This window comes from Bradyrhizobium sp. S3.2.6 (assembly GCF_040546885.1).
GTDB classification, from domain to species: domain Bacteria; phylum Pseudomonadota; class Alphaproteobacteria; order Rhizobiales; family Xanthobacteraceae; genus Bradyrhizobium; species Bradyrhizobium cytisi.
Map to the genome: position 1 here is coordinate 187,354 of NZ_JBEPOS010000007.1, position 13,248 is coordinate 200,601.

At 64.3% G+C, this 13,248-nt stretch carries 13 protein-coding genes; 5 read left to right on the top strand and 8 right to left on the bottom strand.

Going from position 1 to position 13,248, the window contains the following annotated elements:
* Positions 1-71 precede the first annotated feature (71 nt).
* A complete protein-coding gene (locus ABID58_RS16110; RefSeq protein ID WP_354033341.1) occupies positions 72-1,016 on the bottom strand; it encodes an alpha-E domain-containing protein in 945 nt (314 codons plus the stop codon).
* A 4-nt stretch (positions 1,017-1,020) separates the two neighbouring features.
* On the bottom strand, positions 1,021-2,439 hold the full coding sequence (locus ABID58_RS16115) for a circularly permuted type 2 ATP-grasp protein (RefSeq protein WP_354033342.1): 1,419 nt from the start codon (positions 2,437-2,439) through the stop codon (positions 1,021-1,023).
* A 276-nt stretch (positions 2,440-2,715) separates the two neighbouring features.
* Here ABID58_RS16115 and ABID58_RS16120 point away from each other — a divergent pair, with 276 nt between their 5' ends.
* The 3 genes from ABID58_RS16120 to ABID58_RS16130 all read left to right on the top strand — a co-directional run bounded on the left by ABID58_RS16120 (position 2,716) and on the right by ABID58_RS16130 (position 4,737).
* Positions 2,716-3,453: a competence/damage-inducible protein A gene (locus ABID58_RS16120; RefSeq protein WP_148752846.1), complete on the top strand. Its 738-nt coding sequence runs from the start codon at positions 2,716-2,718 to the stop codon at positions 3,451-3,453.
* Between the two features lie 37 nt (positions 3,454-3,490).
* Positions 3,491-4,018 (top strand): xanthine phosphoribosyltransferase, encoded by a 528-nt coding sequence (gene gpt / locus ABID58_RS16125; protein ID WP_187435030.1) that lies wholly within the window; start codon positions 3,491-3,493, stop codon positions 4,016-4,018.
* 101 nt (positions 4,019-4,119) lie between these two features.
* Complete coding sequence (locus ABID58_RS16130) at positions 4,120-4,737, top strand: hypothetical protein (protein ID WP_354033343.1); 618 nt, start codon at positions 4,120-4,122, stop codon at positions 4,735-4,737.
* On the opposite strand, the gene ABID58_RS16135 is transcribed toward ABID58_RS16130, so the two are convergent.
* Together ABID58_RS16135 and ABID58_RS16140 are read right to left on the bottom strand one after the other, a co-directional pair.
* Positions 4,734-4,967 (bottom strand): hypothetical protein, encoded by a 234-nt coding sequence (locus tag ABID58_RS16135; protein ID WP_354033392.1) that lies wholly within the window; start codon positions 4,965-4,967, stop codon positions 4,734-4,736. The two genes, ABID58_RS16130 and ABID58_RS16135, sit on opposite strands and share 4 nt — an antisense overlap.
* A complete protein-coding gene (locus ABID58_RS16140) occupies positions 4,967-5,989 on the bottom strand; it encodes a methionine synthase (protein ID WP_354033344.1) in 1,023 nt (340 codons plus the stop codon). Before ABID58_RS16140 ends, ABID58_RS16135 begins: the two co-directional genes overlap by 1 nt.
* Positions 5,990-6,194: 205 nt before the next feature.
* Between ABID58_RS16140 and ABID58_RS16145 the strand changes: the two genes are divergently transcribed.
* Positions 6,195-6,803 (top strand): 2-hydroxychromene-2-carboxylate isomerase, encoded by a 609-nt coding sequence (locus tag ABID58_RS16145; protein WP_148752850.1) that lies wholly within the window; start codon positions 6,195-6,197, stop codon positions 6,801-6,803.
* Positions 6,803-7,780: an NADPH:quinone oxidoreductase family protein gene (locus ABID58_RS16150; protein ID WP_354033345.1), complete on the top strand. Its 978-nt coding sequence runs from the start codon at positions 6,803-6,805 to the stop codon at positions 7,778-7,780. The genes ABID58_RS16145 and ABID58_RS16150 overlap by 1 nt, the downstream gene beginning before the upstream one ends.
* 118 nt (positions 7,781-7,898) lie before the next feature.
* Here the strand turns inward: ABID58_RS16150 and ABID58_RS16155 are convergent, their stop codons facing one another.
* From ABID58_RS16155 to ABID58_RS16170, 4 genes are all read right to left on the bottom strand, one after another.
* Complete coding sequence (locus ABID58_RS16155) at positions 7,899-8,789, bottom strand: crotonase/enoyl-CoA hydratase family protein (protein WP_354033346.1); 891 nt, start codon at positions 8,787-8,789, stop codon at positions 7,899-7,901.
* Between the two features lie 159 nt (positions 8,790-8,948).
* On the bottom strand, positions 8,949-10,370 hold the full coding sequence (locus ABID58_RS16160) for an amidase (RefSeq protein WP_354033347.1): 1,422 nt from the start codon (positions 10,368-10,370) through the stop codon (positions 8,949-8,951).
* 2 nt (positions 10,371-10,372) lie between these two features.
* Positions 10,373-11,536, bottom strand: coding sequence for a M20 aminoacylase family protein (locus tag ABID58_RS16165; protein WP_148752854.1), 1,164 nt, complete (start codon positions 11,534-11,536; stop codon positions 10,373-10,375).
* A 13-nt stretch (positions 11,537-11,549) separates the two neighbouring features.
* A complete protein-coding gene (locus tag ABID58_RS16170; protein WP_354033348.1) occupies positions 11,550-13,055 on the bottom strand; it encodes a M81 family metallopeptidase in 1,506 nt (501 codons plus the stop codon).
* Positions 13,056-13,248: the final 193 nt, after the last annotated feature.

Genomic DNA, 13,248 nt, shown 5'->3' on the forward strand with positions numbered 1-13,248 from the left:
TCCGGGACGATGCGATAGCATCGCTCGAGATTCCGGGTCTGGTCCTTCGGACCACCCCGGAATGACGAAGGTCAGATCAGATACTGCTTCGTGATGATTTCGCCCAGCCTGGAATTGTCGGTGATGAATTCCTGAATGAATTCATGCACGCCATGCTGGAAAATGTCGTTCATGTTGCTGTGTTCCAGCCGGTTGCGGATGCCGCGGGCGTGGCGTTGCGCCGGGCCCTGGCGGCCATAGTCGACGCCAATCTGGTCGAGGTTGCGAACGAGATTGTCGTAGCAGCTGGCAAGCGAGCGCGGCAGCGTGCCGTTGAGAATCAGCAGATCGGCGACCAGCCACGGTTTCAGCGTCTCGCGGTAGACCCAGTGATAGGCCGTCAGTGCCGACACCGAGCGCAGGATCGAGCTCCACTGATAGAAGTCGAGCGGACCGCCGACGTGCTCCTCTTCGGGCAGCAGCACGTGATACTTGACGTCGAGGATGCGTGCGGTGTTGTCGGCGCGCTCCAGATGCAGGCCGAGGCGCGAGAACCAGTAGGCGTCGTTGCGCAGCATGGTCCGGTAGGCCGAGCCGTCGAAGCGCAGCGAGGTCTCCTGCACGAAGCGCAGGAATTTTGCGAGGTCCTCGCGGGTGGAGGTGCCTTTGCTCCAGACCTCCTGAAGCTCGATCCAGGCCGAGTTGATGGTGTCCCACATCTCGCTGGTCAGCGCCGTGCGCACCGAACGCGAGTTCAGTCGCGCCGCCTCGATGCAGTTCCTGATCGAGGACGGGTTGTCGGCCGAGAACGAAAGGTAGTCGACGACGTTGTGCTCGTTGGCTTCCTCGTGGGTCTGATAGAAGCTTTCCGCGACGCCGGCGGTGAGCAACGCGGAGTCCCACTCGTTGGTCTTGCCGATATAGGCGGCGGGAAGCGCGGTGACGCGTAGGGTCGCATCGATGGTGCGCGCGAGGTATTCGGCCCGTTCGACATAGCGGGCGAGCCAGTAGAGGTTTTCGGCGGTACGCGACAGCATCTCTCTACTCGTCCAAAATCCAGGTGTCTTTGGTGCCGCCGCCCTGGCTAGAATTCACCACGAGCGAGCCTTCCTTCAGCGCAACACGTGTTAGCCCGCCCGGCACGATCGTCGTGCTCTTGCTGCCGGTGAGCACGAAGGGCCGCAGATCGACGTGGCGCGGGGCGAGGCCGGAGGCCGTGCAGGTCGGGCAGGTCGAGAGCGCCAACGTCGGCTGGGCGATGAAACCTTCCGGTTCGCGCTTGAGCTTCTCGCGGAAGGCTTCGATCGTTGCTTTGGTCGCGGCAGGGCCGATCAGCATGCCGTAGCCGCCGGAGCCGTGCACTTCCTTCACGACAAGCTCGCTCAAATTATCCAGCACGTAGGCGAGATCCTTCGGCTCGCGGCAGCGCCAGGTTTGCACGTTCTTCAGGATCGGATCCTCGCCGAGATAGAATTTCACGATCTCCGGCATGTAGGAGTAGATCGCCTTGTCATCGGCGATGCCGGTGCCGACCGCGTTGGCGAGCGTGATGTTGCCGGCCGCGTAGGCCGACATCAGCCCGGGCACGCCGAGCGCCGAGTCGGGCCGGAAGGTGAGGGGATCGAGGAAATCGTCGTCGACGCGGCGATAGATCACGTCGACCCGTTTCACGCCCTCGGTCGTGCGCATGAACACTTCGTTGTTCTTGACGATGAGGTCGCGGCCCTCGACCAGCTCGATGCCGAGCTTGTCGGCGAGGAAGGAGTGCTCGTAATAGGCGGAGTTGTAGACGCCAGGCGTGAGCAGCGCGACCGTCGGCTCGCCTGAGGCACTGTTCGGCGCGACCGAGCGGAGAGCGGAGAGCAGCTCGTCCGGATAGCGCTCGACCGGCGCCACCCGGTGGCGGGCGAACAGATCCGGAAACAACCGCATCATGATCTCGCGGTTTTCCAGCATGTAGGACACGCCGGACGGCGTGCGCGCATTGTCCTCCAGCACGATGAAGTCCTCGGCATCGACCCTGATGATGTCGATGCCGGCGATGTGCACGTAGACGTCGTGCGGCACCTGCTGGCCGTTCATCTCGGGGCGGAAAACCGGGTTCTGGAAGATCAGATCTTCAGGCACGATTTCGGCGCGGAGGATGTCGCGGCCGTGATAGATATCGCGCAGGAACATGTTGAGCGCGCGCACGCGCTGCTTCAGGCCCTTCTCCAGCAGCGACCATTCCTTGCCGGACATGATCCGCGGGATCACGTCGAAGGGGATCAGGCGCTCGGTGGATTCGGAATCGCCATAGACGGCAAAGGTGATGCCGATGCGGCGGAACAGGAGCTCGGCCTCCTGGCGGCGATATTCGAGCGCCTCGGGAGGCGTCTCCTTGAGCCAGCGGGCCAGCTCCTGATAGGCGGGGCGAAGGTCCCCGCCGGGAATGTTCATTTCGTCAAACGCGACTGCCATAGATCCCGACTTGTCCCCGCAAGGCGTTGCGCCATTTGGCAGGTCGTCAGGCCTTGGTGAAGACCGCAACGTCCTGGCCATGCGGCAAGAGTGCATGACTCTGAGGAGGTAGCAAGGGGCGGGCCAGCGCGATAAGCATGGAGAAAGGGCATTTGCCGGATATGGCCGGGAAGGTGCCTGAAAAAATGGCTGAGGACTGCTTATTTCGGCAGCAAAACCGCGTGACTTCAACGCGTTACCCCGGCAAATTCCGTGGGACAGCGAGGGACTTTAGGTATGAGCGAGATCGTCACGGCGGGCATTCTGGTCATCGGGGATGAAATCCTGTCCGGCCGGACCAAGGACAAGAATATCGGCTTCATCGCCGAATACCTGACCAATATCGGCATCGACCTGAAGGAAGTCCGGATTGTTTCCGACGACGAGGACGATATCATTGCCGCGTTGAATGCACTGCGGCATCGTTACAATTACGTATTCACCACCGGCGGCATCGGACCGACCCATGACGACATCACCGCCGACAGCGTCGCCAAGGCCTTTGGCGTGGGCATCGACCACCACCCCGAGGTGGTTGCCCGTTTCCGCGAGCGCTGGAGCGAGCAGGACCTCAACGAGGCCCGCCTGCGCATGGCCCGCATCCCCGACGGCGCCGAGCTGATTCAGAGCGCGACCATCCTCGCCCCCGGCTTCAAGATCGGCAATGTCATCGTGATGGCCGGTGTGCCCTCGATCATGCAGGCGATGATGGACATCGTCTCGCCCAAGCTGAAATCCGGCGTCCGCATGCTGTCCGAATCGGTCCGCGCCAATGCGCGGGAAGGCGACATCGGCAGCCCGCTGCGGGCGATCGCCGCCGCGCACCCCGACACCATCATCGGCAGCTATCCCTTCATGGACGAGGAGCAAAAGCCGAACACCAATCTGGTGGTGCGCTCGCGTGATGCGGATAAGCTGGCATCCGCGATGGCGGCGGTGAAGGAAATGCTGGCGGGGTTGAACATCACCCGGTAGCAAATGAACTGCCGACAGTCGAATGCAGGAGATGATGATGGCTGGTGAAGCACCGGAACTGAGCGCGCAGGAGCGCGCGGGCAAGGCCTTCCCCGTTTCGTGGGACCAGTTCCACCGGGATTGCCGGGCGCTGACCTGGCGGCTCAACGAGGTTGGCCCCTTTCACGCGGTGATCGCGATCACCCGCGGCGGTCTGGTGCCGGCGGCGATCGTGGCGCGCGAGCTTGGGGTACGCGTGATCGATACGGTCTGTATCGCCAGTTACGATCACACCAAGCAGGGCGATCTCCAGGTCCTCAAGGGCATCTCGGATCAGGCGATGAAGCTCGGGGGCGGTACCGGCAAGGGACTCCTGATCGTCGATGACCTCGTCGACACCGGCAAGACCGGCAAGCTGGTGCGCGAGATGCTGCCCGACGCGCATTTCGCCACCGTCTACGCCAAGCCGAAGGGGCGCCCGCTGGTCGACACCTTCATCACGGAAGTCTCGCAGGACACCTGGATCTTCTTCCCCTGGGACACCGCGCTCTCCTACCACCCGCCGCTCCGCGACGGGGCGGCGTAAGTATCGCCGTCATTGCGAGCGAAGCGAAGCAATCCAGACTGCTTCCGCGGAGACATTTCTGGATTGCCTCGCTTCGCTCGCAATGACGGGCGGAGCCAGCCATGCCCCTGCAAAACCGCGTCACGCCGACCGGCGAGATCATCGCCACCACGCATCGCGGCCTGTTCACCGGCAATCGCGGCATCATCCATGATCCCGCGACGAAGACGCTGCTGAAGAAGCGCTGGTCGTCGCCGGCCTGGCTCACCTGCACCTGCGAATTCCGCGGCCGCCGCCGCGAGGTGATGGCGCAGCAGAGCTGGACCGAGCTGTTCTTTCTCGATGAAGCCACCGCGCTCGCCGCCGGGCATCGTCCCTGCTTCTATTGCCGACGCGACGATGCCAATCGCTTCCGCGCCGCGTGGGAGAAGGGCAACCGCGTGCACGACGTCCGCATGCACGACATCGACACGGTGCTGCACCACGAGCGGCTCAATCACGGTAAGAAGCGGCTTCACACTCTGCTGGTGCCGGTCGCTCAGCTTCCCGACGGCGCGATGCTGCAGCAGGGCGACAAGAGTTATTTGATCACGCAGGGCAGGGCGCTGCTGTGGTCGGCTGCCGGTTATGTTGCGGTGGAGCAGCATCCGGACGAAGCAACGCTGCTGACGCCGCCATCGACGCTACGCACGATGAATGCCGGCTTCCGGCCCGTGCTGCATCCGACCGCGTTGCCTTAGCGCAGCGGCTTACCCTCTTCATCCACCGTCGTCCGCGCATCGCGCAGTGCCCATTCGCGGATCACCTGGCGACAGCGGGCGAGCTCGGCCTCGCTCGCCGCATCCGGAACCTTCAAAGCGCGTTCCACCATCGCCTTGCAGATCAGCAGAACGGAGCGGTCCTCCGCGTGCGTCGGCGGTGCAAGCGCAGCCAGAGTGGCGGCGACGAGCACAGGTCGGATCACCACCATCACCCGAGCTTGTCGCGCGCGAGCGCCGCACCCGCGCCGAGCGCCATCAGCTTGGCTTCCGCGATCTCGCGGCGCATCGGCGCCATGCCGCAATTGGTGGTGGCGATGATGTTGCTCTTGGGCACGAACTTCGAGACCGCGTCGATCACCTTGACGACGTCCTCGGCCGTCTCCACCGTATCGCTGGCGACATCGATCACCCCGGCCTGCACGATCTTGTTTTTCAGCAGCCCGAGCAGATCAAGCGGCACTTTGGAATTGCGGCACTCGATCGCAACCTGCTGGATCGGGCTCGCATCGATCGCCGGAAAAATCTGCTCATACTGCCGCCACTGCGCGCCGAGCGTCTCCTTCCAGTCGGTGTTGGCCTTGATGCCGTAACCGTAGCAGATGTGCACGGCGGTGGCGCAGGTGAGCCCCAGCGCGGCGCGCTCCAGCGCCTTGATGCCCCAGTCGTTGACCTCGTCCATGTAGACGTTGAAGGCGGGCTCGTCGAACTGCACGAGATCGACACCGTCGGCTTGCAACGCCTTGGCTTCCTCGTTCAAAAGCTCGGCGAAGGCGAACGCCATTTTCACCCGATCGCCATAGTAACGATCGGCGATGGTGTCGATGATGGTCATCGGGCCGGGCAGGGTGAATTTCAGTTTCTTCCTCGTGTGCGTGCGCGCCACGCGCGCCTCGTCGGCATGGACGCGGCCCTTCAGGCGGAGCGGCGCGACCACCTGCGGCACCATCGCCTTGTAGCGATCTTTCCGGATGCCCATCTCGACCTTGTGGGCGAAATCGATGCCCTCGATCTTCTCCAGAAAACCGTGCACGAAATGCTGCCGGGCCTGCTCGCCCTCGGTGACGATGTCGATCCCGGCGTCCTCCTGGACCTTCATCGCAAGCATCGTCGCGTCGCGCTTGGCGCGTGCAAGCTCGTCACCTTGCGACTTCCAGGGCGCCCAGAGCATGTTGGGCTCGGCGAGCCATTCCGGCTTGGGCAAGGAGCCCGCGATCGTCGTTGGAAACAGCATGGGTCCCTCCCGGCGGGTTGTGATTGCGCCTCTGTCTGCCATGTCTTAACGTCGAGGTACAGAACAACAAAAGTCGGCCCCGCCGCGCGTCATTGCGAGCGAAGCGAAGCAATCCAGAAACTTTCCGCGGCGGCAGTCTGGATTGCTTCGCTGCGCTCGCAATGACGGAGGAGAGAGCGTACCGAATACAAACAAAGGAAACGCCATGATCGAATTCTTCTTCGACTGCTCCAGCCCGTGGACCTATCTCGCCTTCCACAATATCCAGCCGCTGGCCAAGGAGCTAGGCGCCGAGATCATCTGGCGGCCGATCCTGGTCGGCGGCATCTTCAACACCGTCAATCCGAGCGTCTACGCGCAGCGGGAGACGCCGGTGCCGCTGAAGGCGCGCTACATGAAGAAGGACCTTCAGGACTGGGCGCGCTCGACGGGCCTAGCGATCAAGATGCCGCCGACGGTGTTTCCGGTGAACAGCGTCAAGGCGATGCGCGGCTGCATCTGGTTGGGCAAGGCGATGGTGCCGTTCGCAACCGCCTTGTTCGAGACCTATTGGGGTGACGACAAGGACATCTCGCAGGACGCGGTGCTGGCCGAGATCTGCACGAAGGTCGGCGTCGACGAGCAGAAATTCTTTGCTGGCATCTCGGAGCAGGCGATCAAGGACCAGCTCAAAACCAATACGGAAGAGGTCGTCGCGCGCGGCGGGTTCGGTTCGCCGACGATTTTCGTCAACAAGACCGACATGTATTTTGGCAATGATCGCCTGCCGCTGATCCGCGAGGCGCTGCTGCGTAACAAGGCGAGCGCGGCCTGATGGTGCGGGCCGTCGTCTGCCGCGCGCTCGGCGCACCCGAAATGTTGCGGTTGGAAGAGTTTCCCTCGCGCGCCCTGAAGCCGGGCGAGGTTCGGGTCGCGATCCGCGCCGCCGGGTTGAACTTTCCGGATGTACTGATGGCGGCCGGCGAGTACCAGCTCAAGCCCGAGCTGCCGTTCACGCCTGGCATGGAAGCCGCCGGCGACGTGACCGAACTCGGCGCAGAGGTGAAGGGCGTCGCTGTCGGCGACAAGGTCATCGTCAGGATGCGCCACGGTGCCTTCACCGATGAAGCGGTCGTGACGCCGTCACAGCTCACGCCACTGCCATCGAACTTTGATTACGCCGAGGGCGCGACCTATCTCGCCGGCCACGGCACCGCCTATCACGCGCTGATCGATCGCGGCAGGGTCCAGCCGGGCGAGGTGCTCTTGGTGCATGGCGCTGGTGGCGGCGTCGGCCTTGCCGCCGTCGAGATCGGCAAGATGCTGGGCGCGACCGTGATCGCGACGGCGTCCAGCGACGAGAAGCTGGCGATCGCCAAGGCACGCGGCGCCGACCATCTCGTGCGCTACGACCGCGAGCCGTTTCGCGACGCCGTCAAGCGCATCACCGATGGCCGTGGCGCCGACGTGGTGTTCGACCCCGTCGGCGGCGAGGTGTTCGAGAACTCGATGCGCTGCATCGCCTGGGGTGCGCGGCTGCTGGTCATCGGATTCACCGGGGGCATCGGCTCGGCGAAAACCAATCTGCTGCTGATCAAGGGCGCCAGCGTGCTCGGCGTGCGCGCGGGAGAAGCGGTGCGGAAAAATCCGGCGCTCGGCGAGGCGCGCCTGAAGGCGCTGCTGCAATGGGCGGAGGAGGGTAAGCTGCGCCCGAATATCTCGCACCGCCTTCAGCTGGAAGATTGCGCCAAGGCGATGCGGCTGTTGCTCGACCGCAAGGCGATCGGGCGGGTGGCACTGGTGATGGAGTGACGTGCCGTGGTGACGGTGCCGTAGGGTGGGCAAAGGCGCTCGTGCGCCGTGCCCACCACCTATCTGCGAGTGAAACGAAATGGTGGGCACGCTTCGCTTTGCCCACCCTACGAGAGCCTCACTTATACTCCGGCTCGTTCCACCACGGAAAATAATCCGGCATATCGCTGGACACCTTGTTCTTGAACTGCGCCGGCCGCTTTTCCAGGAACGACACCACGCCTTCCTTCACGTCCTCCGAGCGGCCGCGGGCGTAGATGCCGCGGCTGTCGACCTTGTGGGCTTCCATGGGATCGTCGGCGCCCATCATGCGCCACATCATCTGGCGGATCAGCGCCACCGACACCGGCGCGGTCTTGGCTGCGAATTCCTTGGCGAGCGCGCGGGCGGTCGGCAGCAGATCATCGGGGGCGACGACCTTGCTGACGAGGCGGCCGGCGAGCGCTTCCTGCGCCGGGAAGACGCGGCCCGAATAGCACCATTCCAGCGCCTGCGAGATGCCGACGATGCGGGGCAGGAACCAGCTCGATGCCGCCTCCGGCACGATGCCGCGCTGGGAGAACACGAAGCCGAAACGCGCGGCGTCCGATGCGATGCGGACGTCCATCGCGAGCTGCATGGTGACGCCGATGCCGACGGCAGGACCGTTCACCGCGGCGATCACGGGCTTCAGGCACTTGAATATGCGCAAGGTCACCTGACCGCCGCCGTCGCGGACCTGCGGATCGCTGTAGTCGACCTTGCCGTCGGCAAAACGCTTCACCGGGCCGCGACGCGCGTCGCGATCAAACGTGTCTGCACCGGACGAAAGGTCCGCGCCCGCGCAAAAGCCGCGGCCTGCGCCGGTGACGATGATGGCGCGGACGTTGTCGTCCTTGTCGGCGGCGTCGAACGCGTCGATCAGCTCGGCCTGCATCTGCGCGTTGAAGGCGTTGAGCTTGTCGGGCCGGTTCAGCGTGATGGTGAGGATCTGCTCGGCGACCTCGTATTTGATCGTCTCATACGCCATAGTGGTTTCCTTCCCTTGTCTCTTTGTCGTTCTCTCTAGCACGTCATTCCGGGGCGCGCGAAGCGCGAATCCGGAATCCATTTCTCCACACCACTTGTGCGGATGAATGGATTCCGGGCTTGCGCCAAGAGGGCGCAACCCGGAATGACGAGAGTGTGTTTAGTTCGCCGGTGGCTTGGGCCAAGGCTTCTGCGCGCTGCGCAGGCTCTCAAACGCCTTGGCCATGCCGAGCACGCCGATATCGTCGAAGCGGCGCCCGACGATCTGCGCGCCGATGGGAAAACCCTTGGCGTCGAAGCCGCCATTGATGGAGACCGCAGGGTTCTCCGACATATTCCACGGCACGGTATAGGCGATGTGCTCGAACGGCTTCATCGGATCGTTGGTGGGCGAGGCCCAGTCCGCCGCATAGTTCACATTCGGCGCGGTCGGCGAGATCACGTAATCAATCTCGCAGAACAGCTTTGACGCCGCCGCACGGATCGCCATGGTCTGATTGAAGCCACGGATGACATCGACGCCCGACAACTTTGCGCCGGACTCGCCCCATCTAAAAATATACGGCAGCACCTTTGCCTGTTCGGCCGCCGTCAGCTTCGACAGATCGTCCCACATTCGTGCGCGCCAAAAGTTGTCGAGGCCGTCGAGCATCTCGCGCGTGAGGATGCCGTCGACTTCGGTGACGACGCTGCCTGCGGATTCGAACGCCTTTGCGGCCTTCACCGCGACCTCTCGCACGGGCCTCTCCAGCGCCATGCCGGTGCCGGGATCGAGCATCAGGCCGATGCGCAGCTTGCGCGGGGATTTTTCCAGACCCTTCCAGTTGAGCGGCTCGGCGGGCAGGCTCGTGCCGTCGCGCCGGTCGGGCTTTGCGATCACGCTCATCATCAGCGCGCAATCATCGACCGTGCGGGTCATGGGGCCGGCGACGCGGCCGACATAAGCGGGATCGATCGGCACGCGGCCAAAGCTTGGTTTCAACCCGACGAGACCGCACCAGCCCGCGGGCAGGCGCACCGAGCCGCCGATATCGGTGCCGAGATGCAGCGGGCCATAGCCGGCTGCGGCTGCGGCGCCCGCACCGGCGCTGGAGCCGCCGGGATTCTTGGAGAGGTCCCAGGGATTGCGCGCGAGCGCGTGGAAGGAGGAGAGCCCCGAGGACAGCATGCCGTAATCGGGCATGGTGGTCTTCGCGAACATGATTGCGCCGGCCTCACGCAGCCGCGCGGCGGGCGGAGCGTCCTTCTCGGCCGGGACGAGCTTGACACTGGCAGCCCCCAGCGGCACCGGCACTCCCTTGGTCGCGATGTTGTCCTTCACCGTAACAGGCACGCCGTCGAGCGCGCCTGACGGCTCACCGCCGTTCCAGCGCGCGGTCGAGGCCCTTGCCGCCTCGCGCGCGCCGTCGGGATCGAATGCATAGAGCGCCCTGAGGTGTGGTTCCCACGCAGCGACATGCGCGAGCACGTCCTCCAGCACCTCGCTCGGCGAGAACTGCTTGGCGCGATAGCCTGCGATCAGATCGACCGCGGAGAGATCGTGCAGCGAGGTGACCGCCTCTTCGACGCCCTTCTTGTGCATCGTTAAACCACCGGCATGCGCGTTTCGATGATCCGGGCGAACATGCTGGCGCCGATCGGCAGGATCTTGTCGTCGAGCACGTAGCCGGGATTGTGCACCGGCACGGAGCCCTCATGCCCGACCCAGAAATAGGCGCCCGGAATGGTCTGCAGCATGTCGGCAAAGTCCTCGCTGCCCATCTTCGGCTGGCTGCGGGTGATCACCTTGGCAGGATCGACGATGGTGCGCGCAACGTCCTCGACCACCTTGGACTGCTCGACCTGGTTGACCAGCACACCAAAGGTGTCGCGGATGTCGACGTCGATCTCGCACTGATAGGCGCTGGCGATGCCGGCGCAGATCGTGCGGACGCGTTGGCTGATCAGGGCGCGGACTTCATCCGAGAAGGTGCGGATGGTGCCGCAAAGATGCGCTTCGCCGGGAATGACATTGTAGGCGGAGCCGGCATGGATCTGCGTGATGGACACCACGGCGGCCTGGAGCGGCTCGACATTGCGGCTGACGATGGTCTGGATCGCCTGCGCCAGCGTGGTCGCGATGATCACCGCGTCCTTGGAGCGCTCCGGCATTGCGCCATGCGCGCCATAGCCGGTGATGCGGAGGTCGAAGAAGTCGGCGCCGGCCATCGCCGGGCCGGGCAGGATCGCAATCTCGCCGAGATTGAGGTCGGGCGCGTTGTGCAGGCCGTAGAGCTCGTCGCAGGGGAATTTCTCGAACAGGCCGTCCTTGATCATGGCGCGGGCGCCGCCGAGGCCTTCCTCGGCCGGCTGGAAGATCAGGTGCACGGTGCCGTCGAAGTTCCTCGTTTCCGCGAGGTAGCGCGCGGTGCCGAGCAGCATGGTGGTGTGGCCGTCATGGCCGCAGCCGTGGAAGCGGCCGGGGATTTTCGAGCTCCATTTCAGATTGGTGTTCTCTTCCATCGGCAGCGCGTCCATATCGGCGCGCAAGCCGATGCGCTTGCCGCTCGCGCCCTTGCCCTTGATGACGCCGATCACGCCGGTGCCGCCGAGGCCGCGATGCACCTCGATGCCCCAGCCCTTCAGCTTGTCGGCGACGATGCCGGAGGTGCGGACCTCCTCGAAGCCGATCTCGGGATGGGCGTGGAGGTCGCGGCGGATGGCGGTGAGTTCGTCGGCATAGCCGTCGATGCGGTCAATGGTGGGCATGTGTCCTGTCCGGTTAGCGTGATGGGGGCGTGAAAACGGGGCCGTTCGGCTTGATGCGGATACCCGGCCGCAGGCGCGTCCAGGGCAGCGAGGCGGTATCGGCCGGCATCGCGCCGGGCGCGGCGCAGATCATCAGCTTTTCCGCGATCGGCTCGAAATCGGCGCGGAAATGCACCGAGCTCTTGTTGACCAGAATCTTCTCCGCCGTCGGCTCGATGCCGACATAGCGGTACATCGCCTGATCGGCGAGCTGCGCCTTGTGCGAGGAGACGACGATTCGGACGTCGCCGATGCGCAAGGCCGCGGACGGGCCCATCTCCATCTCGCGGCCGCCATAATAGGGGCCGGGCGCGATGAAGCGGCCGTCGGAGAGCTTTTCGACGACAAAGGTCTCGGTATAGGGCTCGTCGCCGGGAATGCCGGACTTGCCGCCGAGCGAGAGCGTGATGGTGGCGCCGACGCCGGCCGCATGCGCGGCCTTGGCCGACGCCGGATCGTAGATCGCGCCGGTCGCGGCGCTCGCCTTGTTGCGCACCAGCGCGCGCAGCATGCCGGTGGTGTCGGAATCGCCGCCGGCGCCGGGATTGTCCTGGGTATCGGCGATGATGATCGGCTTGCTCGCGCTCTTCGAAAGCTCCATGGCGTGGCGGACGCCATCATCGGGCGACCAGATCTTGCCGTCGAAATCGTTCTCGTGGCTTTCGATCAGCTTGACGATCGCATCCGCCGCACGGTCGGCATCTCCTTGCGTCTTGCCATAGGCGAACACGCTCGGCCCGCAATCGCGGAAATCGGCCGCGGGGAAGCCCGGCGCGAAAGAGAGCGTCGGAACCGCATCGCTCTCGAGAGCGGCGAGCTTTTCGTAGATGCCCTTGGTGGGAAAGTCGTTGGTGCATTGCCAGCTGATCGCGATCAGGAAGGGCAATTGGCGGAACGACTTTGCAAAGGGCTGCTTGGTCTTCAGCAGCAATGCGAGGTGCCTTGCAGAGGCGCGGCCGGTCTCGGCCATGTCGACATGCGGATAGGTGCGGTAAGCAATCAGCGCGTCCGCATGCTCCATCATCTCGGGCGTGACGTTGGCGTGGAGGTCGAGGCTCGCGACCAGCGGAATGTCCTTGCCGATGACGCGGCGCACGCGCGCCAGAATCTCGCCTTCGCCGTCGTCGAGATGCTCGGTGACCATCGCGCCATGCAGATCGAGATAGACCGCGTCGAGCGGGCCGGCGGCCGCGATGCCGTCGACCATCACCTTCACGATGCGCTCGAAGGCGTCCTTGGTGACATGCGCCGAGGGGCTTGCACCACAGGCGATCGTCGGAACGAGTTCCCAGCCATTGGCCTCAGTGCTGTCGACGAAGCCGGCAAGGCCGACATTGATGCGCCGCATCACCTTCAGCACGTCGGCACCTTCAGTCATCGCCGGCCAGCCGCCGCCATGCTGGAAATCCGCGTACGTCGCCTTCGTCGGAGCGAAGGTATTGGTCTCGTGCAGGAAGCCGCCGACGGCGATACGTGTCATCAATACAAGTCCAGCGATTGAAAGTTCGCGACGTTAGCCTTGGCGCTGAGGCGAGGGCAAGGTGGGGAGCCCATGTCGCCGCGCATGGCTTTAAGTCATTTTCGAATGCTGGTGATCGCTCCCGTCATTGCGAGCGAAGCGAAGCAATCCAGAATCTTTCCGTTGCGGCAGTCTGGATTGCTTCGCTCCGCTC

What these genes read in the sequence shown, in the direction of transcription:
- ABID58_RS16110 (WP_354033341.1), bottom strand. Translation starts at nt 1,016, where the DNA reads ATGCTGTCGCGTACCGCCGAAAACCTCTACTGGCTCGCCCGCTATGTC.
- ABID58_RS16115 (WP_354033342.1), bottom strand. Translation starts at nt 2,439, where the DNA reads ATGGCAGTCGCGTTTGACGAAATGAACATTCCCGGCGGGGACCTTCGC.
- ABID58_RS16120 (WP_148752846.1), top strand. Translation starts at nt 2,716, where the DNA reads ATGAGCGAGATCGTCACGGCGGGCATTCTGGTCATCGGGGATGAAATC.
- gpt (WP_187435030.1), top strand. Translation starts at nt 3,491, where the DNA reads ATGGCTGGTGAAGCACCGGAACTGAGCGCGCAGGAGCGCGCGGGCAAG.
- ABID58_RS16130 (WP_354033343.1), top strand. Translation starts at nt 4,120, where the DNA reads ATGCCCCTGCAAAACCGCGTCACGCCGACCGGCGAGATCATCGCCACC.
- ABID58_RS16135 (WP_354033392.1), bottom strand. Translation starts at nt 4,967, where the DNA reads ATGGTGGTGATCCGACCTGTGCTCGTCGCCGCCACTCTGGCTGCGCTT.
- ABID58_RS16140 (WP_354033344.1), bottom strand. Translation starts at nt 5,989, where the DNA reads ATGCTGTTTCCAACGACGATCGCGGGCTCCTTGCCCAAGCCGGAATGG.
- ABID58_RS16145 (WP_148752850.1), top strand. Translation starts at nt 6,195, where the DNA reads ATGATCGAATTCTTCTTCGACTGCTCCAGCCCGTGGACCTATCTCGCC.
- ABID58_RS16150 (WP_354033345.1), top strand. Translation starts at nt 6,803, where the DNA reads ATGGTGCGGGCCGTCGTCTGCCGCGCGCTCGGCGCACCCGAAATGTTG.
- ABID58_RS16155 (WP_354033346.1), bottom strand. Translation starts at nt 8,789, where the DNA reads ATGGCGTATGAGACGATCAAATACGAGGTCGCCGAGCAGATCCTCACC.
- ABID58_RS16160 (WP_354033347.1), bottom strand. Translation starts at nt 10,370, where the DNA reads ATGCACAAGAAGGGCGTCGAAGAGGCGGTCACCTCGCTGCACGATCTC.
- ABID58_RS16165 (WP_148752854.1), bottom strand. Translation starts at nt 11,536, where the DNA reads ATGCCCACCATTGACCGCATCGACGGCTATGCCGACGAACTCACCGCC.
- ABID58_RS16170 (WP_354033348.1), bottom strand. Translation starts at nt 13,055, where the DNA reads ATGACACGTATCGCCGTCGGCGGCTTCCTGCACGAGACCAATACCTTC.